This window comes from Sulfurimonas marina (assembly GCF_014905095.1).
Lineage (GTDB): Bacteria > Campylobacterota > Campylobacteria > Campylobacterales > Sulfurimonadaceae > Sulfurimonas > Sulfurimonas marina.
This window is the reverse complement of record NZ_CP041165.1, coordinates 1,635,012-1,660,375: the sequence shown is the minus strand read 5'-3', so window position 1 is coordinate 1,660,375 and position 25,364 is coordinate 1,635,012. Positions and strand designations below refer to the sequence as shown.

The window sequence follows — 25,364 nt, the reverse complement described above, 5'->3', positions numbered from 1 at the left end:
TTTATCCTTTTAAATTTATATATTCTCTGCATTTTTTATGACACAGATAAAACTTTCACGTGTCCATTTTCTGTAGGTACAGTTGTAACACGACCTTGCTATATTGCTTGAGTGCTCATTCTCATCACTGTCGAGTAAAAAACTGTGACATCTCGTCGCCATTAGAAGAGCATTGCATTGATCATCTTTTCCATAAAGAAAGTTATTGTTACTATCAAACATTTTCAATACTCCAAAATCTGTTTTCTGCTGAGGGGTTTATAAAAGTTGTTCTCCTCTTCTAGAAGAAGCACACATTTGTGGTCTATACATACACCCTTTAAAAACTCTTTTGTATAAATAGGGTATGAGGGATTTACTTTTTTACCGTTGATAAGTAGAATCTCATCAAAATGTTCGAGAGCTTCAATGTCATCATAGGTAGAGAACTCCTGACCTATATCTATACGACCTTTCATAGCACCGTCGTTTCCTGATATTCTTAGCGCTACACCTGCCAGTGCTCCTACAACTCCTTGGTCATTCTCTTTGAGGGAGAGTAGGAATATTTTGTGTTTTTGGGCTGTTATATATGCTTGATGGGGTGTCATAAGAGTATTTTTTGTCTTGACACCGTACTCGATAAGATCCTCTTTGCTCACAATATCTTTATATTGACATATACAGAGTGCTGGAGCTGATGAAGGTGCTGATTGTTTTGTAAGGTGTGCTATAGCATATACTTTAAACTCTTCAAGCTCGACAGGGTTAAACTCAGCGCTAAAACACATAGAACTGTTGTGTGAAGTGTAGGGCACTCTATGATCTAGCAGGAGTTGATGCCTTGTAACAGGTGTGGTTTTAATATTTTTTGCATCAAGATGTGCTCGAAGCTCTTCACATATCTCACCTGTTGAGGTGAAATATGCTATCTCGTCTGTATCATCTATCGCGATATATGTTTGAGACCTTTGCATCGTAACAACTTTTAAAATTTATAATCCAACGATGCGAAATATTCGCGTCCGGCCATTGGGTATGCCATATCGTAGCGGATAAGTTCATCGGTTAAGTTTTTAACACCGATTTGCGCCTGTAGATTTTTTGTCGGTTGGTAGATAGCTTTAAGATCAAAAGTGAGCATATAAGGGTTGATAACGTACGATTTATCCAGTTTTTGCTCATATGCACCTTGTCTATATTTTGTGTTTGCATAGAGTGAGAAACCTTCAACAAGTTCTTTTTGAATAAATGCAAACACTTGATTTTCAGGAACATCGACAAGTTTCACATCTGCATCCGTTGTGTTTTTAATTTTGAGATATGTGTAGTTCCCTCCAACTTCCAGAGTGTCGTATTTATAACGAAGTTCAATCTCGGCACCGATATGATCAAACGTACCTATATTTTGGTTTTGATTTAAAGAGGTATTTTGATCCCATACGACACTTTGAATCGTGTCTTTTACCTTTGTATAAAAAGTGTTTACCTGAGCAAAATATTTATCCTCTTTTTTTGTATAGCTAAGTTCATAATGGATCGATTTCTCATCTTTTAGATCAGGGTTTGGTACTGCCGTTCCCAGTCTTCTTGAGTATCTGTCTTTCATAGAAGGCATATATGTTTTAGAAGCGGCACTCAGGCGTACTTTTGAAGTTTTGTCTATCTTATAAATGAGTGCCAGTTCCGGATTTAAACTACTTTGTGTCGTTTTTTCCAACATATCCTGATAGTCGGTATTTGTGTCATATATTTGATCACCGCTTCTTTGATCGTAACTTAACGCACCTAAAATTTGGAAGTTTGAATTGATATCGTAAGTGTCTTCAAGCCCTAAAGATATCGTATGATCGGCATATTTCTCTTCTAAAGTTTCAGAAGAGTCTGTTTTTGAAATATCGTAAGCTCTATGCACATCTTTTTTATAGTTTGCTGCAGCTGTGAAAATATTGTTGTCGTTTTGTACTACATACTCCAAACGTGCACCGTAACTGTAGTCGTCATATCTACTTTTCCACGCCCATTTCTGCGATAAAGTGGTAAAAGTATTGTCATCGTAAGAGTATAAAGAGTTTTCACTTGTATCGTAGTAGGCAAGGGCTTTTATGTAGCTTGTATCAAAGTTTTTCTGTCCAACTATAGAGATAGTCTCTTTGTTCCAGTAGGGCCAGTCCCAGTTTTTGTTTTTTGCAAAGTCCGTATCTGTTACAGGAGGCTGTTGCTTTTGTCCTTTTTGGTTTGCGTAAGTAATCGCTACTTCACTTTTATCATCTGCAATGTAGCCAACTTTTAAACTTACTTTTTTGTCTTCGTTTTCACTTCTTAAGCGATCCCCTGCAGGTTGTGTTGGTGTTGCTTCATACTCATCGCTTATTCGGAAATGATCTTGTTTAGAATAAGAGGCACTCAGCTGTGCATAAAAGTTTTGTTGTTTTGTTCCTACATTAACGTTCTCTATATGTCTGGCCATTTTCATTTGAGAATCAAAAACAATAGTCCCTTTCACATTCCCTTCAAGCTCCTTTGTCGGTTTTTTCGAAACGATGTTTACGACACCGCCCATAGTATTACCGCCGAAAACAACCGAAGAATACCCTTTAGAGATATCAATTTCACCGATATCACCCGTTAAAAAACGGCCGTAGTCAAAGTTCCCGTCATAAGGTACATAGACAGGGATACCATCTATGAAAACACCGATACGGCGAGAGTCAAAACCCCTGATGTAGAGTGTTGACTCTCCACGTCCACCTTGTATATCCTGATTAATACCGCTAACATTGTCAAGCGCTTCATTTACACTGAAAGAATCGTGCTTAGATATTGTATCTGAAGAGATTTTTTCCTCAAAAACATTCACATCGTCAATAGTGCTTTTTACACTTACCTGACCCAATTCAAAACTATCTGCCATCGCAATAGATGTTAATGCAGATAATAATAAAACCTTTTTTTTCATTTTTTCTCCTTTTTATTTAATATATGGTTGAATCTCTTTATGAAAGAGTTTTAAAGTTGTTCTTATTCGTCTTGCATCGACAGATGCAGGTTTTAAAACTAAATGTAAATTTTTTATCCTCCTCTTAATTTCTAAAATTTGAGCTTTACACTCATGTACATTACCGACAACGGCACAGCTCATAAATTTTTTTGCATCAAAAAACTGGTACCTTTGATCGAGCAGGGCAGTGTAATTTGCTTGATTGAAGCTGGGTTGTTCTTTAAAAGCATTCAAAGAGCGCATCGACTTTATAAAATGATCTGTTGCCACAACTGCATTTTCATACGCTTCAACTGAATTATGTGAGGTATAAAATACACGCATAAGTACCACTTCGGGCTCTAGACCTGAGAGTTGTTTATAGTATGCAACCGCTTCTTCACACTCTTCAATCGTCGCCCCTTGGGAGAACATAAGCCCATAGTTGTTTTTTGCTGCAAACTCTATGCTCTCTTTAGAGGAAAAAGTGGCGATATAAAACGGGATTTTTGATTGGATCGGTTTTGGGTAAAACTCCTCTTTTTTATAGAGTGTTTCATCAATCTCTTTAACATTGTTAAAGAGTCTTACTCGAAGTTCCTCGGAACTTGCCTGAAAGTTTTTAAGATCAAGTGCAAAACCCCCTTTTGCAAACCCTGCATTTACTCTCCCTGTACTTAAGTTATCTAGAGTAGATATCTCTTCTGCAAGTCTTAGCGGATGGTAAAACGGAGCTAAGAAAGCTGCACTTCCTATACGGATCTTAGAGGTCTTGGCAGCTACATATGTCATCATCAACGACGGATTTGGAATTACGCTAAAAGAGTTGAAATGGTGTTCGGCAAACCACACTTCATCAAATCCAAGAGATTCTGCATAAACGGCTAGTTCCACATCGTTTAAGATCGCTATGTGAGGATTTTTATGATAGTTTTCAGTAAGTAAAAAAACTCCCAGTTTCATACATTGACCTGTAGCAGTTCTGTTTTTACATCATGCCAGTGGTGGCGTTTGATCGCATTTGTATTTGTACGACGGTTTATCATACGGATTGAAAGGGGTTCGATCCAGTTCCAAAACTCCTCTAAATGCTCTTTTGGAAACTTTAGCTCTTTTAGTGTTTTTTTATACATCGCAAGCCAGATCTCTCTGTCGTTTTCATTGATGGGTATCTTAAAGTGGCGCTGTCTAAGATGAGGATCTCCATGTTGAGAAGTAAAGACTGCTCCACCTCCGAGTGCTTCGACAAAGAAGTCTACACTTCTATCTATCACTAGCTTTAACGCTTCTGGATGTTGAGGAAAAAGTGTTTTTATATTTGTTTTGAGCAGTAGATGGTGATGGTGTTCTACCATCTTTCTGATATACTCGGCACCTAATGTTTTAAAAATCTTATTTGAAGGAAAAGGTACGCTTGGGTATATGATGTCAATCATCGCATCTACAACACGTATCTCATCACCGCCGAAACGGGGCTGAGGTTTCTCTTTTATCTCATTATTTAGCTGCGTAAAGGAGATAACCCTCCCGCTATGACAGCTGTTTTGTTCTTCTGTTTTATTCATTGAAGTTTTCCTTTCCTTGGATTTTTTCGGTTTAAAATTTAAGAGTTACTTCTAACCCGAGTGTACGGCCTCGATCAAAGTAGTAACCTGTTGTATATTTTGTTGCGTAATGGTTGTTTGTAAGGTTACGTCCGTAGAGTTTTGCAGTAGTCGGTACTCCGTAATAATTAAACTCTTTTACAACATTGGCATCAAAACGTGTATAGTCACCTAAGTCTGCATTTGAGAGTCCCATAGGGCTTTTAGAACTTGTATAGTTACTTACCTGTTTCCCTGAAATATTAAAGAGGTAATCCTCCCATCTGTGTGAGAGCAGGGCAGTAAAAGTATCTTCAGGCACTACAACTCCCACTTCATCCGTTACACCTGCAAAATCTTGAGTCTCTTTAGAGAGGATTCTTGTCCATGAAAACTTGTAGTTGGTCGTCTTGGCAATTTTCCCTTTGAGTGTAAGTTCGAGCCCTTTTGTATGAGAATTTACCTGTTGGTAGTAGTAATACTCCTCTCCGTCAACAATGTATGTATTTGATGTGGCACGTTTTTCATTCTCTACTTTTGTGTCAAAATATGTAATGAGAGAGTTAAATGAGCGGGTAAACTTTGAATCGAGTGAGATCTCATAACGTGTTTGTTTTTCAGGATCGAGTTTGCTTCCGTCTTGCGTCTCTAATGTAAAGTCACCTGAAACCCCTTGGTCCCCGTAAAAGTAACGTGCACTTAAAGTTTGTGAATCTAAGATGTTATAAACGGCACCAACTGTGATGATTGACGCTGGTGCTAAATCTACACCGTTGTTTGCATCAGGATTAGCTAAAGCTTCCGATTTTGCCGCTGTAGAGTTTTTTATGTGTTTTTGATCCCATCTGTATCCTGCATCAACCACCAAGTCACCGTCAAATAAACTTTGTTCTACCGAAGCCGATGCACCTTTAATAGATGTATCGTATTTAACATACGGATTAAATAGATCAGAACCAAATCCGTCACTCTCAACATATTGTCCGCCAAACTGAAGTTTTGTATCTCCAAATGTAGCGTTGTGTCTTAAGCTGTATGATTGTGTTTTCTCTTCATAGTTACGTGTTGAAGCTGCAGGCAATACAAAGTTTTCATTATGCTCCAGCTGTTCATATTGTGTATGTGCAAGAGAAAAAAGTGTCACTTGTCCTTCGCTCCAAACCATACTCCCGTCAACTGAAAGAAGAGTCGTCTTGAGCGGATCGTAATACCATTTTGCATTATCGAGAGTACCGTCAAGTTTCACACCCCTTTGCATCTCTAAAGTACCTATATCTTTGTAGGCCATAAAGTTCAGGTTAAATTTTCCGTTACTGAGTCCACCGTTTACCATACCCGATGTACTCTCAGTCCCGTCAAACCAAGTCTCTTTACTTCTTCGATCGAAACGTGAAACCATCGCACCTATATATCCATTCCATGAATCACTGCTTCCAAAACGTGTCCCGGTGTACAGCGACTGGCCGTTTGCATAAGGCTGACTTACAGCTTTTTCAAAAAAAGCGCTTAAGATCCCCTCGGTCTTTTTAGGTTGTTTTGTACGGATAATGATATATCCGATATTTACACCCGAACCACTGTTAGAAGCACCGACATTTATAGATGGAGCGATTGAAAGAGCTGTAGCACTTCTTACAATTTGGATCTCCTCAATAGCGATGAGTGGAAATTTGTAAAGCATACGGCTAGCTGCGGGAGGAAGAATCGCCCCGTCTATAATATAGGTGATATTACTGCTACCGCGCATTTTTAGATCATATGGGCTACGGCGTCCATGATAACTTAGATCCATCCCCGTTGCTTTATTTAAAAGATCAATTACATCTTTTGGATTATAGGCTTCAATATCTTTTTGTGCAAGAACCTCTGTGCCTGCTTTTGTACTTTTTTGAATTTTGTATAAGTTTGTCGGACTCTCTAATTGAAGATCGCCTCTATGATCTGCATCAGAGTTTACATCGATTGTCTCTAGAATAGTTTCTGCAGCAGTAAGTGAAGTTGTTGTAAGTAACAATGCTGTTACAAGACTAAAATATGTTTTTTTCATTAAAATACCCCTTTGTATATTTGTTGATATAACGATTTGTTTTAAAAATTTGAACCTTTAAAAAAAAGTTTCATAAACTTTTTCTCTTCCTCTTTGAGTGAAATATCCAAAACATTCGGATAAAATGTATGAATAAGCCATCGAATCCCCATTAAACGCATGAATGACGGTGGACGAGTTATATAGTTAAAAGGTTTTGACGGTACGAGATATACCTCTTTGTTTTTTACAGCTTTGAGTGAAGCAAACCTTTTGTCTCTGTAGATATTTGTATAGAACTGCGGTTCCATAACTATAAAGAGATCAGGTTTGGATAAGAGTACTGTCTCTAAAGAGATCTGCTCCATCCCGTAGTTTGAACTCATTTTACAATCAAGGGCATTTTTTGACCCAGTATATAAAAAAGGTTCAAGGTGAAATGAGCCCGGGCACTCACTGCGAAGACCATCAATACTCTCGGCAAAGTAGAAAGTTTTTTGCTTTTGTTGTTGCAGCTTACTTTGGAGTGAGTCTATCAGTGATAGTGTTTGTTTTGTGTACTCGATCAGCTCTTTTGCTCTTTGTGTATTGCCGCTGAGTTCCCCATAGAGTTTGAACTGTCCTATAAGATCGGAGATTGTATTGTTTTTTATAAACAAAACGGGGATCCCCAAAACTTCAAGTTTTTTAAGGATCTTATCTGCTCCTGTCATTCCACCCCATACGATAATAACATCAGGTTTTGCAGCCGCTAAGAGTTCAAGGTTAGGAGATTTTCCCTGACCGAAGAACCCACCCACTACGGGTTTTGTATAGGCACTTCCAACATATGGTTTTTGCTCTTCGCTAAATGGAGTGTTCAGAGCTGCTAAAAGATCTGGATCAAATGCCAGAACACTCATAGAAAGGGGCGGTGAGGCTGCATAGATTTTAGTTATTTTATCGGGAACATTTACACTTCGTCCATAATGATCAACAATCACTTTGGCTTGCAGATGCAGTGATAAAAATATAGCTATCAGTAGTAAAAGTTTCATTATATACCTTTTGAGAAGCTCGGTACACACAACGGGTTGTTGTTATGGTGTACAATTTCTGCTTCTATATTGTAAAGATTATTGATCATCTCAGGTGTGATCACCTCTGTCGGTGAACCGCTAGAGAGAATCTTTCCATCTTTCATACTCACTACACGAGAAGAGACCATCATCGCATGATCAGGATAGTGGGTGGTTTTTAGGAATGTATACCCCTCTTGCGCGAGGCTGTTTATCATCTGTAGCAAACGGATTTGATTCCCGTAATCAAGACCAGAAACCGGTTCATCCATAATGAAAGTTTTTGCTTCCTGGGTCAGTGCACGGGCAAGTAGAACCATCTGTTTTTGCCCGCCGCTGAGCTGTCCAAAAGGTTTGTTTTGCAGATCCGCAATACCGATTTTCTCCAAGGCTATTTTTGCCATGGCAATATCATGTTTGCTAGGAGATGCAAATAGTCCCATTTTAAAAACTCTTCCCATAACTACCATATCGAGTACTGAATAGTTAAACGGGACATTATGATACTGAGGAATATACGCTATTTGCGATGCTATCTCATTTTGTTTATAAGATTTTATATCTTTGTCGTGTAGTAAGATCTCCCCTTGATCCTTTTTCAGCAGACCTAAAATAAGGCGTATAAGTGTACTTTTTCCACATCCGTTTTTCCCTAACAAAGAGACAACTTCACCTTGATGCAGTTCAAAATCAAGTCCGTGAAGCACTTTGTATTTCGGATAGGAAAAGTGGAGATTTTTTACTTCTATGATAGGTTTTAGTTCCATGCTGCCCTCGCATTCTTTAGTACAATAATAAAAATAGGTATACCGATAAGTGATGTAAGTATCCCGATGGGGATCTCAACACTCATTGCCAGACGGGAAACAGAGTCGGCCAGAAGCAAAAACAGCCCGCCAAATATAGCTGAGAGAGGAAGTAATAGAGCGTGTGAAGGACCAATCGCCATACGTATAATATGTGGGATGATAAGCCCTATCCAGCCGATAATTCCCGCCATAACAACACTAAGTGAACTAGCAAGTGTCGCGAGTACTATAGCTAATATCTTTATCATCTTTACATTCACACCCAGTGCTTTTGCTTCCTCGTCCCCAAGGCTTAAAATATCGAAATATTTCCCCATAAGTACCATAGAAAAGATACTGATAAGCATCGGAATTGCTACAAGCACTACTCCGTCGAGTTCAGCCATAGATAAACTCCCCATTAGCCAGTAAACAATAGCGGGCAGGGTAGAGTAAGGATCTGCAACATATTTGATAACTGATAAAAAAGCGGTAAAGAGTGAGCCGCTAATAACCCCGCCGAGAACCAGCATAATGCTTGATCGGGAGTTGTTGACCATAGAGCCTATCAGCACTGAGAAAGCCACAGCGATAAACCCGAAAGTAAAAGCAAGTATTTGAATAAAAAACCACTCCTCAGTGAGTAACATTCCAAGTGCTGCTCCAAAAGATGCCCCCGCTAACACACCTAAAATTCCCGGTGAAACAAGAGGGTTGACAAACATCGCCTGAAATACTGCTCCTGAGGTTGCCAATGATGCACCGATAAGGATTGCTAAAAGGATACGGGGAAGGCGAATCTCTAAAATAATATTGTCCAAAAGGGTAATAGTGTCCGCTTCAAGTGTAGTGTCCATGCCGAAAACCTTATAGTTTATATAGCTTTGGAAAGTACTAAGCTCAATTGGATATTGCCCCCATAACAGCAAGAGAGTTGCTGTTATAAGTAAAAGTGTCAGCCCTAAAAAAATAAACTTGCCGTTATGTACGTGTGTCATTTAAAGCCTTAGTATTTTAGATTTAAACTTGCATACATTCCAAAAGGTGCACCTGTCTGATATGTACTGCTAGTTGAGTCAGCTGCAAGTGCATTATCGGCTGCAATGATTGTCGAGATATATTTTTGGTTTGTTAAGTTTGTTGCCGTTAGTCTAAAAAGTGTATTTTTAGAGCCGAACATTTTTGGTGCTTTGTAGGCAACATCTAGATCAACGAGTGTAAAGGCATCGATTTTTTCAGTATTTGCCGCATCACCGTATCTGCTAGACGTGTATCTCACACTTGGTGTAAATGTCCAGTCTTTGAGAGTATAAGAGAGTGCTCCTTTCGCCATAAACTCAGGTGCATCAGGAAGCTGGTTCCCTTTAATATCTGTCGTCTCTGTCGCAGAAGCTTGGAAATCCTCTGTAAAGTAGTATCTGTTGTATGAAAGTGAAGCGATAAACTCTAAACTCTCTGTAATTACACCGTTAGCTGCAAACTCAGCACCATATCCGAGTGCTTTACCCACATTCGCTGGATAGTTTACTCCGTTTGCATAGATATTTGCCTGTTTATTGTTTACAAAAGATACAAACACACTAGGGTTTAGTGTAACTGCTCCTGTTTGTACACGAGCTCCAAGATCGATGTTGTCAGATGTTTCTAGTTCTAAGTCATCCCATAAAGACTGGAGTGTAATCCCTTGTACGACAAAAGCTGCTCTGTTACTTGCATATGTCGGGAAAAGATTCACATCAAATCCGTATGTTCTAGAGTAGTCTACATAGATTGTATCTGTAGAGCTAAGATCATATGAGAGATAAAGTGCAGGGATAAAAGTGTTAAATTTCTTTTCACCTACACTTGCCCATGAATCGAGTGTAGCTTGTGTAAGTGCAACATCATGATCCATACTTGTAGCACTTGTAGTACCGGTATAGCTATCGATTGAAGCAAGGGTAAATGTCTGGTATTGAAGCCCTACGCTGTAGTGAATCTTATCGAGATCACCGCTAAGTTCAACAAACGGTGCCTGAAGTGTATGGTATGAAGTATCAGCTAAGATACCATACCCTTTATATGAAAGATCCCCGTTGCCGTCTACAACATATTTTTTCTGATCTGTCGGAGGTCCGGGAGGAAGTTGTTTGTGGTACCAGTATCCTACTTTTGCATTTACGGCGTCACCGAAACTATGATCATACGATGCGATTGCACCATAAAGATCATGCTCCATCTGCCAGTTCATAACCATAGGTGTAGAGTTTTTTGTTTTACTGAACCAGTATTGTCCTTTGTCTGTTTTATAGTAAGGTTTTAAGACGATAGTATCATCTTTACCGGCTTTATATGTAAGATCTGCTACTACGGCAGTTGTATAAAACTCTTGTTTGTTCCAGTCATAATAGTTGTTTGATGCCGTAGTCGGTTTTGTAGTGGCAAAATCTTTTGAGAAATAAGTGTCTAGATCTTTTGCCTCGGCATAACTTAAACTTGCATAGTTATGGTGCTCGTCAATATTTCTAATCACATAAAGCTCTGATGAAAATCTCTCATTTGGTTTATAAGAGAGCCCCAACATCCCGTTAAACCTTTGTTGATCACCTTCCCCTTTAGTTTTGTCGTTTTTTAGAGCAGACACTGAACCAAATACACGCAGATCACCCATAGCCCCACTATCGAAACGTACAAAAGTTTTACTAAAGTTATTGCTCCCGAGTGATTGTGAAAGGTGAGCACCCGCTTTGTTTTTTGCTTTTAGGATATTGAGATCTATTTTTCCGATCAAAGATGAAAATCCTAAGTTTTTATTAACACTGAGGTACCCTTTATGCAGATCTACAGATGAGATGTTTTCAAGATCAACCATCTGTTTTCCCCCACCTGGATTACTTGAGATTGGAGTTCCGTTGATGAGATAAACTCCACCGGGACCTGTTTGACTTTTAGCACGGATACGGATCGGATCGTGATATGCTGGTTCGTTTGAACCTGTTTGATCAACAGGTGTAAAGTTTACAGATGGTGAAAACTGAATAACCGTGTAAGGGTTCATATTCGCTTGAGTTGAAAGTGTAGATAAACTTTTTTGTGTAAAGGTTTGTTTATTCTGTTTTGAACCTTGCTTTTCATCTGAAAGATAGAGGCCGTTTTCCTCCTCCTCTATGTTGGAATTAACAACAATTTTTTCAACACTTAGCGGTGTTGCATGTAAAGCGGTAATCGCGACAAGCGATAATAGTGGTAGTTTTAACTTCATTTTTGATTTTCTCCTAATATAGTCTGAATTTGTTTGTCTGTGATTTCTACTTGTAAAAACAGTTTGTAAAAATCTTTAATACGTTTGTTGAGGTCTATGTTATACACCCCTGGATGAAAAGTGTTCGCAAGCCACTCTATGCCGATAATTCTCATAAATGAGGGTGGACGATCTATCCAGTTAAAAGGTGTATTTGGTACTAGATAAACACGTTTGTTTTTAACTGCATCTAAGTTGTTAAAAAGTTCATTGTGAAACAGGTTTTTATAAACCATACGGTTTTGTGCGATGATCACTTCTGGATTATATTTGTAAAGTGTTTCGATATTGATCTGTTCGAGCCCTTTAAGGTTACTTTGTTTGCACTTGTGTACATTTTCACCTCCTGCAAAGTTCATCGCTTCTACATGAAATGACTTGTCACACTCTGTTTGTAATCCGTCATTACCTTCTGCATAGTAATATCTAGTGGTTTTGACCCCTTCTAGTTTGCTTTTGATCTCATCTATACTCTTTTGTGCATAAGTACTTAAGAGTTTTCCTCTTTTTTGTTCATCGATAGTATCAGCAGTTACTTTGATGGCACGGGGTATATCTTCGATCTCTCTAAAAGGGACCGTAAAAGTTGGGAACTTTGAACGTTTAATAGACTTTTGAACCGTTGCAACCATCATATCATCAGCCCAAACTAAAATAAGATCGGGACGGCTAATAAGAAGTGTTTCAAGGTTGATGCCAGCTCCTGTAGAGTGGAAAGTTCCAATGACAGGTAGAGATAAAAAATATGGGTCTAGATACTCTTTTGTCGCAAAGTTATTTGGGTTTTTTGCTTTAAAGTTAAGTCCTACCATTTTCTTTGGATTAAGTGCATAGATAAGGTAGTTCATAGGTGGTGAAGAACCAAATACTTTTGTAACCTTATCGGGTGTTTGTACTCGCTTATGATAAAAATCTTCTATAGTTTTTGCCTGTAGAGAGACAGCCAATAGAAATACCATCAGAGGTATAAAAAAATTCATTTAAATTTCCTTTATGAGTGTTGGAGTGAAAATGCAATAGGAATTTTCAAATCAACTTTTTGATTTATGTGAGGAAACTCTCCGTCTAGTGACGACACTGTATGAAGAGCTCTTTTATCCAATACAGAGCTATCGCTGCTTTGAACGAGTTGTAGGTTTGAGACTTCTCCGGTTGTGGAAAGAGAAAAGGAAACAACTACAACCCCTTCGAGGTGCAATCTCTTGGCAATTGCGGGGTATTTAAGAGCATTTTGGATTAAAGAACGGATAAGCGCTAACTCACTTTTCCCTATGTTTCTCTTGGCATGATCTTTCATAGGGCGTTTCTGTTCGGACAAAGGAGAATTCTGCGGTGTTAGTATTTTCCGCTCTTCAATCTTTTGCTCTGTATCGGGAATTTGAGGCGTAAACGCCTCAGCAGGAACAACAGCTTGTTTTGGTTGCTCCTGCTGAAGAGTTTTTTTCTCTATGGGTTTTGTAACAACTTTTTGAATCTTTTTAGGTTTTTGTTTTATTATCTTTTTCTGTATGGGAACACTTTTAGGCTTGGTTTTTACAATCTCCTTTTTAGGTTGTACTGTCTGATATGAAGATAAAGAAACAACTGTTGTACTCTCTTTCACACTCTCTTTTGGCTGAATAAGATGTACCGATGCCAGCTTTATAGTGAGTGCAAGCAGTAGTAGATGTAAAAATAACGATATAAAAAAAGCTTTCAGTTTTAAATATTTATTTTGTTGTATATTATATGATATAACGCTAGTTAAAGAGAGAGTACTCATATTTAAACTGTCCTTTTTTTGTTTTTTATCATTATGTTTTTTTAGATATAGCGAATTGTAGAGAAAGAAACCTTAAACTTTTATTTAGTGAAAAATTATGATCCTATGATTATATTTGAGTAGTCTATCAATGCATAAGCGTTTGCATTGAGTTGTAATTTCTCCGCTTCTGCGTTAGGAAGTAAAGAGATAAGGGAGTATTTTTCATTAATTTGTAAAGAGACTTCACTGTGTGTATCGTTACTGATGAGTGATTCAACTTTTCCTTCAATTATGTTTACATTAGCCTGAGCTTTCGGTTTGTTGGCAGTGATCTCAATATCGCTTGATTTTATAATTGCATATACTTCAGCGCCAACGCTTAGGTGCATATTATCGGCAGATTTGGCTGTAATAGAAGAGTGTAGCACTCCACCGCCGCTAATCTCCATAGAGATAATTGCATTGATTTTGTTTATAGTAATTTGTGTAATTGTTGAAAGGAGCTGATTTCTTGCACTTGTTGTTAAAAAGTGACGGTTTAAAATCTGTGCCAGATGTTCCGGATTATCTCCAGCTTCCGAGAATCTGTTGATAAATTGACGGTGAAGTTCATTGAGCTTTTTATAGGTATTGATTAGCTCATAGGCATAATCGGTGAGTTTTGTTCCACCGCCCCCTTTACCGCCGATAGTTCTGTTTATGATAGGATGGTCTGCAAGTTCATTCATAGAATTTATGCGTTCCCACGCAGCTTTGTAGCTCATTTTCATCTCTTTTGCAGCTGCATTAATAGAACCTGTTTGTGCGATTTTTTCTAAGAGTTCAATTCTTCCCGAACCTAAAAAACTTTTATCATCTTTTGTCAGCCAGAATCTTCCATCAATTTTCATATACACAAACCTTTTATCAATTATATTCGAGAATTTTACCATATTGTCTGTAAAATATGTTTATGAAAAAAAGAACTACAATATTAGTAACAAACGATGATGGATATGAAGCAAAAGGTTTGCTCGCGTTGGCGAGTACTTTAAAAACGCTAGAGGATGTAGAAGTGGTAGTGGTTGCTCCGGCAAATGAAAAGTCGGCGTGTGGGCATTCACTGACACTGGTAAGACCGTTACGTTTTATCTCTGTTGAGGATGATTTTTATAAACTTGATGATGGGACACCTACAGATTGTGTCTATCTTTCACTAAGCACGATGTTTGAAGAGAAGAAGCCCGATCTTGTGATAAGCGGTATCAACCGCGGCTCAAACATGGGTGAGGACATAACTTATTCTGGAACAGCTGCCGGAGCAATGGAGGGGGTACTTCACGGAATTCCTTCGATTGCTATTTCTCAGGTGATGGATTTTACGAATCCTGACGGTGATTTCTCTTTAGCACAAAAAACTATTAAAAGTCTAGTTGAAAAAATATTAGCAGGGAAATATCCTCTGCCTGATCGTGAATTTTTAAATATCAACATCCCGCCTGATGTTGATGAGGCTGAGATAAAGGTAACCTATGCAGGATACAGACATTATGAAAACGATTCCCACGTTCATAGAAACCCACGTGGAGAAGAGTACCATTGGTTAGGTTTGCATCCGCTTTCATTTTCACCTAGAAAAGGGGTGGACGTGATGAGTGACTTTGAAGCGATTGAGCAAGGGTATGTTTCAATTACACCTATTATGCTTGACCTTAGTGCTTATAAAAGTATGAATAGCTTACAAGAGTGGATCAATGGCTAGATATACAAGGACAAGGCTTCTTTTTGGAAACGATTTTGAGAGATTGCAAAATGGAAAAATCATTCTACTTGGTGTCGGAGGGGTAGGCAGTTTTTGTTTAGATTGTTTGTATAGAAACGGCATTACTGATATTACGATCGTAGATTTTGATACTTACGATCAAACAAACCAGAACCGTCAAATGTGGTCGGAACTCCACGAACATGAAATAAAAGTGGAAGCTCTTAAAGAGCATTATCCTGAGATTAAAATCATTCATAAAAGAATTGATGAGGAGTGGGTAAAGAACTTCAATTTTGATGAGTATGACTTAGTTTTGGATGCGATCGATGACACAAAAGCAAAACTCGCTCTTGCACAAAAGTGTTACAAGAAACTGATCTCTTCATTTGGAAGTGCGAAAAGGGTTGACCCTACAAAAGTACAGGTTGCAGATATCTGGAAAAGTTACGGAGATAAGTTCGGCTCAAAGATCCGTTATGAACTCCGAAAAAGAAAGTTCTCTAAAAAATATAAGGTGATCTTTTCATCTGAAGAAGCGCAGATAAAAGAGAAGGGCAGCTTTATGGGTGTAACTGCTACTTTTGGTCTTACGATGTGTGCAGAAGCTATTAAAATGTTAAGGAAAAAATAGTGTTTGATTTTATGGATAGTGATTGGTTTACTATAGGATTGGAGATAGTTTTTTTACTTTTGATCTCTTATGACGTGAAACGTTACAGAGAGACGAAAAAAGGGGAGTTCCTCGTTAACATCGTGATCACTATAGGTTTTGCAATCTGGACGCTGTATCCATACTACAACTCTTACTTTGGATGGGAGGATTCTCAAAAAGAGAAGATGTTGTCAGTGTGTGAGAATGATGCGAATAAAACAGTATGTATCTGTATAGATGAAAAAGTTTTTAAAGAGTACACACATCAAGATTATATGGCAGTTGACAAGAACTCTTCAGAGTATTTAGAGTTTATGAAAGAGGCTAAAGAGGATTGTATGGATGATGGATGGTTTTAATCTAGATTCTCCTCTTGTATGTGAAGGGATTATAGGTGATGGTTGCGGCGGCGGAAGGATCTTCTTTATAGAGGATCTAAAACTGCAAGTGTATGATCCTTTTACCAAAGAGAGCAGGGTACTTTTAAATGACCTAGAGTGTGTGAAGAGGATCAGTAAATCTGGCTGTATAATCACTATAGAAGAGCAAACAAAAACTATAGAGTTTGATCTCTCTACTTTAAAAAGTTAATTTTGCTATAATTATGGGAAGAATCAATAAAAGTATTATTTAGGAAAAGATAAGATATGAGTAATGTAGAACCTATGACAATTTTCGGCTATGAAAAATTACAAGCTGAAGTAAAAGATCTTAAAGAGGTAAAGCGCCCAGGTGTTGTAAAAGCGATCGAAGAAGCGCTAGAACACGGTGACCTAAAAGAAAATGCTGAGTATCATGCAGCAAAAGAGATGCAAAAAAATATCGATAACCGTTTAGCGGAACTGCAAGAGCTTTTAGGAAATGCACAGATCGTAGATCCTAGCGAGCTTGAACATGCGAAAGTGAGTTTCGGTTCAACTGTTATTATGACAAACTTAGATACTGACGAAGAGGTGACATATACTATCGTTGGCGGTGCTGAAAGCAACCCGGACATGGGGCTTATCTCATTTAATTCTCCGCTTGCTAAACAACTTCTTGGAAAAGAGGAGGGGGATGATGTAAAAGTTCGTCTTCCTGGCGGTGAAATGGAATTTGAGATCGATGAAGTAAAATATCAGGAGATTGTTTTTGACTCACATTAATGTAGGAGTGATCGGAGCAAGCGGCTATACAGGTTTAGAACTTGTAAAAATGCTTGTAAAACATCCAAATTTTAAACTTACATACCTTGCAAACTCTGAGGGTGAAACTACTGCAGATGAACTGCATCCTTCACTTAAAGGAGTATGTGACTTAGAGGTGCAAAAAGCAAGTGTTACTCAAGCAAGTAATGAATGTGAACTTGTATTTTTGGCGTTACCTCACAAAACGGCTATGGCGTATGTAAAACCGTTGATCGCAAACGGTGTTAAAGTGGTGGACCTTTCAGCGGATTATCGTCTCCCTTTATATACATATGAAGCGTTTTACACAGAACATACTGATGTTGCAAACTTAGAACACAGTGTATACGGACTTCCTGAGCTTTTCCGCCAAGAGCTAAAATCTGCAAAGCTAGTAGCAAATCCTGGATGTTTTCCGACGTCGGCAATTTTAGGGCTACTGCCTTTTATGAAGTATCGTGTAGAGCATACTCCGATTATTGTAGATGCAAAAACGGGTGTGAGCGGAGCAGGAAAAAAACTGAGTGAGACGACACACTTTGTCAATGTAAACGACAATCTATTTGCATATAATCCTTTAATGCATCGTCATGCACCGGAGATTGCAGATAAACTCGGTGTAGACTTTGAAGAGGTGAACTTTGTACCACATTTAGTGCCTCTTACTCGTGGTATGATCAGCTCTATTTACATTCAGGTAGAGGGTGATTTTGATGAAGAAGCAGTGTTAGAAGAGTACTATAAAGATGCTCCTCACGTGCGTATCTCAAAGGTGCCTACAACTATGAAAGATGTAGCTGGCACAAACTTCTGTGATATATATGCAAAAAGAAAAGGGAATATGCTCTTTATCTCTTCTGCAATTGACAACTTAATGCGTGGGGCTTCATCTCAGGCGATTGTTAATGCAAATATTATGATGGGTCTTGCTGAAGATGCGGGGATTCCAGATATAGCGTATGTCCCGTAACCTAGAGATCAAAGAGGGTGCATTTGTTATCTCAGATGCACACTACTCTGCTACACGTCCTGAGCTTTTAGAATTTATAAAGGCTATCCATTCCAAAGAACTCTCTCCAACGCAACTTATATTGATGGGTGATATTTTTGACGCTCTTTTTGGCTCAATTGAATATACCTATAAAGATAACACTGAGATGATTACACTCTTAAAAGAGATAGCTAATGAGATCGAGGTTATTTATCTTGAGGGGAACCACGATTTTAATCTTCAAGCGGTATTTGACAATATTAAAATCTATCCAATTCAAAAACAGCCCGTTTTAGCAGCCTGCCAAGATAAAAAAGTATATCTGGCGCATGGAGATTTCGATGCTCCGCTCGGATATCAGCTTTATACAGCTCTTATTAGAAACCGAGTAGTACTAAAAATACTAAAACCGATTGACAACTTTTTTAACCATTTTATTTTAAATTTTGTCGATCAACATTTGATGAAGAAAGATGATTGTAAAGAGCTAGGGTGGTTTGATGATTTTATAAGAAATCGTTTTAAAAACCGATTTGAATGTGACTACTTTATAGAGGGGCATTTTCATCAAAATAAAACGTTGCAACTTGACGGGTTTAGCTATGTTAATTTAGCCGCTTTTGCTTGCAATCAAAGATATTTTATTGTAAAATCTTTGCAAAATAATACAATATTGGAAGAGAAACAATTTTCCAAAGGGATTTAAAATATGGATGATAACTCCTTAAAAATAGGCTCTAATGAGATGGAGCTTGTTGACTTCCGTATCTTCAAAGAGGAAAACGGAGAGATTTATGAGGGTATATACGGGATTAATGTCTCTAAAGTTAGAGAGATTATCAAGGTACCTTCTTTAACAGAATTACCGGGAACACCAGAGTTTATCGAAGGAATCTTCGACCTTCGTGAAGTTGTAATACCTGTTGTAAATCTTGCGAAATGGATGGGTATCAAAGAACCGGAAAATATCCATCAAAGTTCAAGAGTAATTATTACAGAGTTCAATAATGTACTTATCGGCTTTATTGTGCACGATGCAAAAAGAATTAGAAGAATATCTTGGAGCAATATTGAACCGGCAACTTTTATAAGTTCGGCTAGCGGTTTAGACGGTAATAAGATTACTGGTGTTACAAAAATTGAAGATGACAACGTTCTACTTATTTTAGACTTAGAGAGTGTAGTACAAGAGCTGGGACTTTATGAACCTGACACTGAGATACAAGTAAAAAGTTTAGAGCACTTTAAGGGGATCGCTATGGTTCTTGATGACAGTGCAACAGCTAGAAAAATTGTTACAGATGCCTTAGAAAAAATGGGCTTTGACGTCATCGGTGCAGTTGACGGTGAAGAGGGACTTAATAAACTAGAAGAACTTTACAAAAACTACGGTGATAATTTAGAAGAACATTTAAAGATTATTATTTCAGATGTGGAGATGCCTAAAATGGACGGTTTCCACTTTGCTGCAAAAGCAAAAGAAGATGTTAGATTTAACCAAATCCCGATTGTATTTAACTCATCAATCAGTGATCACTTTAGTGAGAACAGAGGTCTGGATGCCGGAGGGGAAGCTTACTTAGTGAAGTTCCAAGCCGGAGAATTTTATGAACAAGTAGCACGCGTAGTACGTGCACATATGAAGTAGGAGTATAAAATATGGATGAATTTCAAGAGATACTGCAAGACTTTTTAGTCGAGTCGTTTGAACTTGTTGAAAAGTTAGATGAGGATTTGGTTGAGTTAGAATCTAATCCTGAAGACTTAGACCTTTTAAACGGAATTTTCCGTGTAGCACATACTGTTAAAGGTGCATCTTCTTTCTTAAATTTCGATATTTTGACACATCTTACTCACCATATGGAAGATGTTCTAAACAAAGCAAGACACGGCGAACTTGTAATTACTCCTGATATTATGGATGTTATTTTAGAGTCAGTTGATTTAATGAAACAACTGCTTGAGCAGATCCGTGATACAAGTGAAGACGGAGGAATTGATGTTTCTGCATGTGTTTCAAGACTTGATAAAGTAAGCGGCGGTACGGGAGAAGTAGAGACTCCTGTAGCAGAAGCTCCAGCACAAGAAGCACCTCAAGAGGTGGAAGAGGTTGAAGAGACAACATCAGACGATGACGAAGATGAGCTCGATTATGAAAATATGTCACCGGAAGAGGTTGAAGCTGAGATCGAGAGACTTTTAAATCAGCGTCAAGAAGAGGATAAGAAAAAACGTGAAGCAAAAATTGCTGCGGGTGAAAGTGTTCCTTCTCTAGAGCCGGATGCACAACCTGATGAAGAGTTTGCAGAGGAGCCAAAAGAGGAAACTCCTCCTCCGCCACCGCCTCCGACAGCTCCAACACCTCCAAAAGCAGCCGCTTCTAGCGGTGGAGATTCAGAACCAAAAGCAGCTGCACCTGCTAGAAAAGCACCTGCTGCAGTTGAGCAGACTATTCGTGTAGATGTTAAAAGACTTGACCACTTGATGAACCTTATCGGTGAACTTGTACTTGCGAAAAACAGACTTATTAAGATTAACGACGATGTTGAAGAGCGTTATGAAGGTGAAGAGTTCTTAGAGGAGCTTAACCAAGTTGTATCTATCGTATCTCTTGTAACAACTGACTTACAGATCGCTGTTATGAAAACACGTATGCTTCCTGTTGGAAAAGTGTTTAACAAGTTCCCGAGAATGATTCGTGACTTATCTCGTGAACTAAACAAAAAGATAGAACTTGTAATTTCTGGTGAAGATACAGAGCTTGATAAATCTATCGTTGAAGAGATAGGGGATCCATTAGTACACATTATCCGTAACTCTTGTGACCACGGTATTGAAGCACCTGCTGATCGTGTTGCAAAAGGGAAAGAGGAAACTGGTACGATTATGTTAAAAGCGTACAATGAAGGGAATCAGATCGTTATTCAAATTGATGATGACGGTAAAGGTCTCGATGCTGAAATGTTAAAAGCAAAATCGCTTGAAAAAGGGATCATAACAGAAAAAGAAGCTGAGACTATGAGCGATAAAGAGGCTTTTGGGCTTATCTTTAAACCTGGTTTCTCAACAGCTGCGCAGGTAACGAATGTATCGGGTCGTGGAGTTGGTATGGATGTTGTAAAAACAAACATCGAAAAACTCAACGGTATTATCGATATAGACAGCGAGATCGGAAAAGGGACTTCAATGAAGTTAAAGATCCCTTTAACACTTGCTATTATTCAAGCACTATTAGTTGGTGTTCAAGAAGAACATTATGCGATTCCACTAGCTTCGGTTTTAGAGACTGTTAGAATTTCGACTGATGAGATCTATACGGTTGAGGGTAAAAGCGTTATGAGACTTCGTGACGATGTTTTATCGCTTGTTCACATCGGTGATATTTTCGAAGTTGAGAGAATTTTAGACAGCAGCGAACACGCTTATGTTGTTGTTTTAGGACTTGGAACAAGTAAGCTTGGACTTATCGTAGATACTTTAGTAGGGCAAGAGGAGATCGTTATTAAATCTCTTGGAGAGTACCTCAAAGGTATTGACGGAATTGCTGGAGCTACAATTAGAGGTGACGGTGGCGTTACACTTATCGTTGATGTTGTAGCACTTATGGAGATGGCTAAAGATGTAAAGGCTACGGCTTTAACTGAAGCAGCTCAAGCGGGAAGTGCGGCAAATGAGAAAAACTCTGCAAGTGACTATACTGTTATGATTGTGGATGATTCAAAAACAGATAGAGCTATTATGAGAAAAGCATTAGAGCCGATGGGTATCACTCTTGTAGAAGCTGCTGATGGACAAGAAGCACTTAACATCTTAAAATCGGGTGATCATAACTTTGATGCTATGCTTGTTGATATCGAGATGCCTAGAATGGACGGATACTCTTTAGCAAGCGAGATCAAAAAGTACAATAGATATAAAAACTTACCACTGATCGCGGTAACATCACGTACTGGTAAATCTGATCGTATGCGCGGTGTTGAGTCTGGAATGGTTGAGTATATTACAAAACCTTACTCTTCTGACTACCTAGCAAGCGTAGTACAAAGAAACATTAACTTTAAATCGGAGTTCTTATAATGGCTGATAAACTAAAAGATATTCTAAATAAACAGTCTCAACAACAAGATAACGTTGTTGGGCAACTTGATGATGTTGTACAGTTGGTTGGCTTTATGATAGGTGATGAAGAGTACGCGGTGCCTATATTATCGATCCAAGAGATTATTAAGCCATTTACTTGGACGAGAGTTCCTCAAGTTCCTAAGTACGTACTGGGTGTATTTAATCTCCGCGGTGCGGTAATCCCTTTAATAGACCTACGTACAAAGTTTGGTCTTCCAGCTAAAAAGCATGGAGAAGATACACGTTTTATCGTAATGCGTTACGGTGATGATGTAGCAGGATTTGTAATTGACAGATTAACAATGGCAATACGCATTAAAAAAGAGAACATAGGACCGGCACCAGATACTATCAATGATGAAGAGACTATCATCGACGGTGTTGGAAAACAAGAAGATAAAATTATTACTCTTTTAAAAGTAAACAAGCTATTAGAGAGAGATTTTTAAAGTTACATTTGATGGAAACTTCTCTACAGGTTGAACTCCATGGCAGTAAGTTACTACTAAAGTTTTTAGGAGAACTTACTGTATATAACCTCTCTAACCTTGAAAAGAAAATAGATAGGTTGGACCTTTCAAAGTTTACTCAAGTAGATTTTGATCTACTCCATTTAGATTATATTGATAGTGCAGTAGCACTTTTTATCGATCAGATTCTGCAAAAATTAGAAAATCAAAATACCTCTTATCAGCTACAACTACAAAATGAGACAATACAAGCTACTTTAAACTTGGTGAAATCAAAACGCCTTGAGATAAAAAAAGAGTTCACCCCTAGAAAAACAACAGTTTATGAACGTCTCGGGAAACGAGGCTATCATTACTATACCTCTCTTTTAAATTTTGTAAGTTTTTTAGGAAAAGTGTTCGTATCATTTATGTTGTATCTGAAAAAACCTCATAAGATTCGCTATAAAGAGATATTTTTTGAGATCAATGAAAGCGGTGTAAAAGCAGTGATGATTATCGCACTGACAAGCTTTCTTGTCGGGCTTGTTGTTGCATATCAGGCGGCATACCAGCTAAAGATATATGGTGGAAATATATTTATAGTCGATATGCTGGGAATCTCTATTTTAAGAGAACTAGCCCCTTTAATTACGGCAATAGTTATAGCGGGACGTAGTGGATCGGCATACACGGCACAAATTGGTGCTATGAAGATAACTCAAGAGATCGATGCTATGAGAACTATGGGGTTTGAGCCTTTTGCATTTTTAGTTTTGCCCCGTATTATAGCTTTGAGTATAGCTATGCCGCTGCTTATTTTTGTTGCGGATATGATGGGGATGCTCGGCGGTGTGCTTGTTGCGAGTCTGGACCTTAAAATTACAATGGAACTTTTTTTAGAGAGGTTTCATGAAGTGATCGCTGCGAAACATTTTTTTGTCGGAATTTTTAAGGGACCATTCTTTGCCTTTTTAATAGCTTCAATTGCAATCTATAGAGGTCTGATCGTAAAAGATGATACGCAAAGTATAGGGTTTAATACTACAAAGAGTGTTGTAGAGGCGATTTTTGCAGTAATTGTATGTGATGCTATATTCTCTATAGCTTTTACAAATCTGGGGATATAATGAAGTTGATTGAAGTAAAAGATCTTACAACTGTTTTTGGTGAAAAGATTGTTCATTACGGTATCAACTTAAGTGTGAATGAGGGGGAGATCTACGGTATAGTAGGTCCCAGTGGATGCGGAAAGACAACCCTGCTGCGTGAGATAGTGATGTTACAGGAGTTTCATAACGGTTCTATTGAGGTTCTGGGTAAAAAGATAGAAAATCTCTCATCCAAAGAGATACTTGCACTAAAACGTCAGTGGGGTGTTTTGTTTCAATTCGGTGCGCTCTTCTCCTCTTTAACTGTAGCGGAAAATATAGCACTGCCTCTTGTTGAATATACATCGTTATCTAAAAAGATGATAGATGATATTGTACGTTTTAAGATAAGGCTTGTTGGCTTAAAGCCTGAAGACGGTGAACTTTATCCCTCGCAAATAAGCGGAGGAATGAGGAAAAAAGCTGGTCTTGCACGTGCACTCGCACTTGATCCGAAGCTGCTGTTTCTAGACGAGCCTACAAGTGGACTTGACCCGGTTTCGGCAAGGGAGTTTGACAATTTGATCTTGGATTTAAGAAAGATGTTAAACCTGACTATTGTAATGGTTTCTCACGATTTGCGTTCAATTTACGATACTTTAGATAAAATAGCTATAATTGATAATAAGAAAATTGCTTTTGAAGGTTCTCTTGATGAGATGGACTCTGTTGAGAACCAATTTGTAAAAACATTTTTTAAAGAGAAACTATGAACAATAAAGTAAACTATACACTTATTGGTTTTGTTGTCTTACTTGCTTTTATCACGTTGGCGAGTTTTTCGTACTGGATGCTAAAACCTTCCCATGAAGATGAGATAAAACGTTACGTGATCTATTTTAATGAATCGGTGTTTGGTTTGAATCTGGACGCCCCTGTAAAGTTTCGCGGCATTAGTGTCGGAAAAGTCTCCAATCTTCGAATTAATCCACATAACTCTGAACAGGTAGAGGTTCAGGTGGCTATTTTAAAAGATACTCCAATCAAAGACAATATAGTTGCAGTACTCACGGCACAAGGTATTACAGGGCTGACATATGTAAACTTGACTGTTGGTAATGAATATGAGAGAAAGATAGTGGAGATTGACGGTGATGATTACCATGTGATAGCTACAGCACCCTCAATTTTCCAAAACCTTCAAAAGTCATGGGGAAATGTATCGGAACATATGACGGCAACCTTGTTTCAAACAGAGAAACTTTTAAAAGATGAAAATCAAGAGAAGTTTATGAAACTGGTATCATCAACTACACGAACTATTGATAAAATAGGTGATGCGTTAGATGAAAAAACAATAGCCAATTTTCAAAGTGCTATGAAAAACTTGGATATAGCAATCCAGAAGATTGAAGGGCTTGCAGATCATACGGTTAAATGGGAAGACAATGTTTCTAAAGCATTATATTCTATCAAGCATAGCTATAACAAAATTGACGGTACGATGACAGAGTTTAAAAAGGCTCTTGCAAGCGGAGATTTTAATTTTAAAGAGATATCTTCAGAAGTTGTTCCAAATATGAACAATGCTTTACTGCAGTTACAAGAGACGATGATACAGTTAGATAACTCTTTAAAACAATATGATAGAAGTCCATCAGATATTATATTTAAACGTGAAGAGATAAAAAAAGCTCCGGGGGAGAGATAA

Annotated in this window: 26 protein-coding genes; 13 read left to right on the top strand and 13 right to left on the bottom strand. The window is 38.1% G+C overall.

Annotation, left to right across the window (positions count from 1 at the left end; all coding sequences use genetic code 11):
* Positions 1 to 15 precede the first annotated feature (15 nt).
* From FJR03_RS08480 to FJR03_RS08420, 13 genes are all read right to left on the bottom strand, one after another.
* Positions 16 to 222 carry a molybdopterin biosynthesis protein MoeB gene (locus FJR03_RS08480; protein ID WP_193113085.1) on the bottom strand — a complete coding sequence of 69 codons (207 nt, stop codon included), beginning with the start codon at positions 220 to 222 and terminating at the stop codon, positions 16 to 18.
* 2 nt (positions 223 to 224) lie between these two features.
* Positions 225 to 956 (bottom strand): hypothetical protein, encoded by a 732-nt coding sequence (locus FJR03_RS08475; RefSeq protein ID WP_193113084.1) that lies wholly within the window; start codon positions 954 to 956, stop codon positions 225 to 227.
* Positions 957 to 967: 11 nt separating this feature from the next.
* The gene (locus FJR03_RS08470; RefSeq protein ID WP_193113083.1) at positions 968 to 2,938 is read right to left on the bottom strand and encodes a TonB-dependent receptor plug domain-containing protein; all 1,971 of its coding nucleotides are present in this window, start codon (positions 2,936 to 2,938) and stop codon (positions 968 to 970) included.
* Positions 2,939 to 2,950: 12 nt separating this feature from the next.
* Positions 2,951 to 3,922, bottom strand: a complete 972-nt coding sequence (locus tag FJR03_RS08465; protein WP_193113082.1) for an LLM class flavin-dependent oxidoreductase — start codon at positions 3,920 to 3,922, stop codon at positions 2,951 to 2,953.
* Complete coding sequence (locus FJR03_RS08460; protein ID WP_193113081.1) at positions 3,919 to 4,524, bottom strand: globin domain-containing protein; 606 nt, start codon at positions 4,522 to 4,524, stop codon at positions 3,919 to 3,921. The genes FJR03_RS08465 and FJR03_RS08460 overlap by 4 nt, the downstream gene beginning before the upstream one ends.
* A gap of 31 nt (positions 4,525 to 4,555) precedes the next feature.
* Entirely contained in the window at positions 4,556 to 6,589 is a 2,034-nt protein-coding gene (locus FJR03_RS08455; RefSeq protein ID WP_193113080.1) for a TonB-dependent receptor plug domain-containing protein, read from the bottom strand.
* A 41-nt stretch (positions 6,590 to 6,630) separates the two neighbouring features.
* Positions 6,631 to 7,605: an ABC transporter substrate-binding protein gene (locus FJR03_RS08450; RefSeq protein ID WP_193113079.1), complete on the bottom strand. Its 975-nt coding sequence runs from the start codon at positions 7,603 to 7,605 to the stop codon at positions 6,631 to 6,633.
* Positions 7,605 to 8,393, bottom strand: a complete 789-nt coding sequence (locus tag FJR03_RS08445) for an ABC transporter ATP-binding protein (RefSeq protein ID WP_193113078.1) — start codon at positions 8,391 to 8,393, stop codon at positions 7,605 to 7,607. Before FJR03_RS08445 ends, FJR03_RS08450 begins: the two co-directional genes overlap by 1 nt.
* A complete protein-coding gene (locus FJR03_RS08440) occupies positions 8,384 to 9,412 on the bottom strand; it encodes a FecCD family ABC transporter permease (RefSeq protein ID WP_193113077.1) in 1,029 nt (342 codons plus the stop codon). Before FJR03_RS08440 ends, FJR03_RS08445 begins: the two co-directional genes overlap by 10 nt.
* Before the next feature lie 8 nt (positions 9,413 to 9,420).
* Complete coding sequence (locus FJR03_RS08435) at positions 9,421 to 11,655, bottom strand: TonB-dependent receptor (protein ID WP_193113076.1); 2,235 nt, start codon at positions 11,653 to 11,655, stop codon at positions 9,421 to 9,423.
* Positions 11,652 to 12,674, bottom strand: coding sequence for an ABC transporter substrate-binding protein (locus FJR03_RS08430; protein WP_193113075.1), 1,023 nt, complete (start codon positions 12,672 to 12,674; stop codon positions 11,652 to 11,654). Before FJR03_RS08430 ends, FJR03_RS08435 begins: the two co-directional genes overlap by 4 nt.
* 11 nt (positions 12,675 to 12,685) lie before the next feature.
* On the bottom strand, positions 12,686 to 13,297 hold the full coding sequence (locus FJR03_RS08425; protein WP_193113074.1) for an energy transducer TonB: 612 nt from the start codon (positions 13,295 to 13,297) through the stop codon (positions 12,686 to 12,688).
* Between the two features lie 254 nt (positions 13,298 to 13,551).
* Positions 13,552 to 14,328, bottom strand: coding sequence for a TOBE domain-containing protein (locus FJR03_RS08420; protein ID WP_193113073.1), 777 nt, complete (start codon positions 14,326 to 14,328; stop codon positions 13,552 to 13,554).
* A gap of 62 nt (positions 14,329 to 14,390) precedes the next feature.
* Between FJR03_RS08420 and surE the strand changes: the two genes are divergently transcribed.
* From surE to FJR03_RS08355, 13 genes are read left to right on the top strand one after another with little or no spacing between them, the layout of a single operon-like run.
* Positions 14,391 to 15,179 carry a 5'/3'-nucleotidase SurE gene (gene surE / locus FJR03_RS08415; RefSeq protein ID WP_193113072.1) on the top strand — a complete coding sequence of 263 codons (789 nt, stop codon included), beginning with the start codon at positions 14,391 to 14,393 and terminating at the stop codon, positions 15,177 to 15,179.
* Positions 15,172 to 15,813, top strand: coding sequence for a tRNA threonylcarbamoyladenosine dehydratase (locus FJR03_RS08410; protein ID WP_193113071.1), 642 nt, complete (start codon positions 15,172 to 15,174; stop codon positions 15,811 to 15,813). The genes surE and FJR03_RS08410 overlap by 8 nt, the downstream gene beginning before the upstream one ends.
* Positions 15,813 to 16,193 (top strand): hypothetical protein, encoded by a 381-nt coding sequence (locus tag FJR03_RS08405; protein ID WP_193113070.1) that lies wholly within the window; start codon positions 15,813 to 15,815, stop codon positions 16,191 to 16,193. Before FJR03_RS08410 ends, FJR03_RS08405 begins: the two co-directional genes overlap by 1 nt.
* Positions 16,177 to 16,425, top strand: a complete 249-nt coding sequence (locus FJR03_RS08400) for a thiamine biosynthesis protein ThiF (RefSeq protein WP_193113069.1) — start codon at positions 16,177 to 16,179, stop codon at positions 16,423 to 16,425. Before FJR03_RS08405 ends, FJR03_RS08400 begins: the two co-directional genes overlap by 17 nt.
* A 56-nt stretch (positions 16,426 to 16,481) precedes the next feature.
* Positions 16,482 to 16,979, top strand: coding sequence for a transcription elongation factor GreA (gene greA / locus FJR03_RS08395; protein WP_193113068.1), 498 nt, complete (start codon positions 16,482 to 16,484; stop codon positions 16,977 to 16,979).
* A complete protein-coding gene (argC, locus tag FJR03_RS08390; RefSeq protein WP_193113067.1) occupies positions 16,966 to 17,970 on the top strand; it encodes an N-acetyl-gamma-glutamyl-phosphate reductase in 1,005 nt (334 codons plus the stop codon). Before greA ends, argC begins: the two co-directional genes overlap by 14 nt.
* Positions 17,960 to 18,697 carry a UDP-2,3-diacylglucosamine diphosphatase gene (locus FJR03_RS08385; RefSeq protein ID WP_193113066.1) on the top strand — a complete coding sequence of 246 codons (738 nt, stop codon included), beginning with the start codon at positions 17,960 to 17,962 and terminating at the stop codon, positions 18,695 to 18,697. Before argC ends, FJR03_RS08385 begins: the two co-directional genes overlap by 11 nt.
* Before the next feature lie 3 nt (positions 18,698 to 18,700).
* Positions 18,701 to 19,639, top strand: coding sequence for a chemotaxis protein CheV (locus FJR03_RS08380; protein ID WP_193113065.1), 939 nt, complete (start codon positions 18,701 to 18,703; stop codon positions 19,637 to 19,639).
* A gap of 11 nt (positions 19,640 to 19,650) precedes the next feature.
* Positions 19,651 to 22,068: a hybrid sensor histidine kinase/response regulator gene (locus FJR03_RS08375; RefSeq protein WP_193113064.1), complete on the top strand. Its 2,418-nt coding sequence runs from the start codon at positions 19,651 to 19,653 to the stop codon at positions 22,066 to 22,068.
* On the top strand, positions 22,068 to 22,562 hold the full coding sequence (locus FJR03_RS08370) for a chemotaxis protein CheW (RefSeq protein ID WP_193113063.1): 495 nt from the start codon (positions 22,068 to 22,070) through the stop codon (positions 22,560 to 22,562). The genes FJR03_RS08375 and FJR03_RS08370 overlap by 1 nt, the downstream gene beginning before the upstream one ends.
* Before the next feature lie 11 nt (positions 22,563 to 22,573).
* On the top strand, positions 22,574 to 23,692 hold the full coding sequence (locus FJR03_RS08365) for an ABC transporter permease (RefSeq protein WP_193113062.1): 1,119 nt from the start codon (positions 22,574 to 22,576) through the stop codon (positions 23,690 to 23,692).
* Positions 23,692 to 24,426 (top strand): ABC transporter ATP-binding protein, encoded by a 735-nt coding sequence (locus FJR03_RS08360; protein ID WP_193113061.1) that lies wholly within the window; start codon positions 23,692 to 23,694, stop codon positions 24,424 to 24,426. Before FJR03_RS08365 ends, FJR03_RS08360 begins: the two co-directional genes overlap by 1 nt.
* Positions 24,423 to 25,364 (top strand): MlaD family protein, encoded by a 942-nt coding sequence (locus FJR03_RS08355; RefSeq protein ID WP_226962108.1) that lies wholly within the window; start codon positions 24,423 to 24,425, stop codon positions 25,362 to 25,364. The genes FJR03_RS08360 and FJR03_RS08355 overlap by 4 nt, the downstream gene beginning before the upstream one ends.

Excerpts from the sequence above, each read along its gene's own strand:
- FJR03_RS08480 (WP_193113085.1), bottom strand. The coding sequence starts at position 222 with ATGTTTGATAGTAACAATAACTTTCTTTATGGAAAAGATGATCAATGC.
- FJR03_RS08475 (WP_193113084.1), bottom strand. The coding sequence starts at position 956 with ATGCAAAGGTCTCAAACATATATCGCGATAGATGATACAGACGAGATA.
- FJR03_RS08470 (WP_193113083.1), bottom strand. The coding sequence starts at position 2,938 with ATGAAAAAAAAGGTTTTATTATTATCTGCATTAACATCTATTGCGATG.
- FJR03_RS08465 (WP_193113082.1), bottom strand. The coding sequence starts at position 3,922 with ATGAAACTGGGAGTTTTTTTACTTACTGAAAACTATCATAAAAATCCT.
- FJR03_RS08460 (WP_193113081.1), bottom strand. The coding sequence starts at position 4,524 with ATGAATAAAACAGAAGAACAAAACAGCTGTCATAGCGGGAGGGTTATC.
- FJR03_RS08455 (WP_193113080.1), bottom strand. The coding sequence starts at position 6,589 with ATGAAAAAAACATATTTTAGTCTTGTAACAGCATTGTTACTTACAACA.
- FJR03_RS08450 (WP_193113079.1), bottom strand. The coding sequence starts at position 7,605 with ATGAAACTTTTACTACTGATAGCTATATTTTTATCACTGCATCTGCAA.
- FJR03_RS08445 (WP_193113078.1), bottom strand. The coding sequence starts at position 8,393 with ATGGAACTAAAACCTATCATAGAAGTAAAAAATCTCCACTTTTCCTAT.
- FJR03_RS08440 (WP_193113077.1), bottom strand. The coding sequence starts at position 9,412 with ATGACACACGTACATAACGGCAAGTTTATTTTTTTAGGGCTGACACTT.
- FJR03_RS08435 (WP_193113076.1), bottom strand. The coding sequence starts at position 11,655 with ATGAAGTTAAAACTACCACTATTATCGCTTGTCGCGATTACCGCTTTA.
- FJR03_RS08430 (WP_193113075.1), bottom strand. The coding sequence starts at position 12,674 with ATGAATTTTTTTATACCTCTGATGGTATTTCTATTGGCTGTCTCTCTA.
- FJR03_RS08420 (WP_193113073.1), bottom strand. The coding sequence starts at position 14,328 with ATGAAAATTGATGGAAGATTCTGGCTGACAAAAGATGATAAAAGTTTT.
- surE (WP_193113072.1), top strand. The coding sequence starts at position 14,391 with ATGAAAAAAAGAACTACAATATTAGTAACAAACGATGATGGATATGAA.
- FJR03_RS08410 (WP_193113071.1), top strand. The coding sequence starts at position 15,172 with ATGGCTAGATATACAAGGACAAGGCTTCTTTTTGGAAACGATTTTGAG.
- FJR03_RS08400 (WP_193113069.1), top strand. The coding sequence starts at position 16,177 with ATGATGGATGGTTTTAATCTAGATTCTCCTCTTGTATGTGAAGGGATT.
- greA (WP_193113068.1), top strand. The coding sequence starts at position 16,482 with ATGAGTAATGTAGAACCTATGACAATTTTCGGCTATGAAAAATTACAA.
- FJR03_RS08385 (WP_193113066.1), top strand. The coding sequence starts at position 17,960 with ATGTCCCGTAACCTAGAGATCAAAGAGGGTGCATTTGTTATCTCAGAT.
- FJR03_RS08380 (WP_193113065.1), top strand. The coding sequence starts at position 18,701 with ATGGATGATAACTCCTTAAAAATAGGCTCTAATGAGATGGAGCTTGTT.
- FJR03_RS08375 (WP_193113064.1), top strand. The coding sequence starts at position 19,651 with ATGGATGAATTTCAAGAGATACTGCAAGACTTTTTAGTCGAGTCGTTT.
- FJR03_RS08370 (WP_193113063.1), top strand. The coding sequence starts at position 22,068 with ATGGCTGATAAACTAAAAGATATTCTAAATAAACAGTCTCAACAACAA.
- FJR03_RS08365 (WP_193113062.1), top strand. The coding sequence starts at position 22,574 with ATGGAAACTTCTCTACAGGTTGAACTCCATGGCAGTAAGTTACTACTA.
- FJR03_RS08360 (WP_193113061.1), top strand. The coding sequence starts at position 23,692 with ATGAAGTTGATTGAAGTAAAAGATCTTACAACTGTTTTTGGTGAAAAG.
- FJR03_RS08355 (WP_226962108.1), top strand. The coding sequence starts at position 24,423 with ATGAACAATAAAGTAAACTATACACTTATTGGTTTTGTTGTCTTACTT.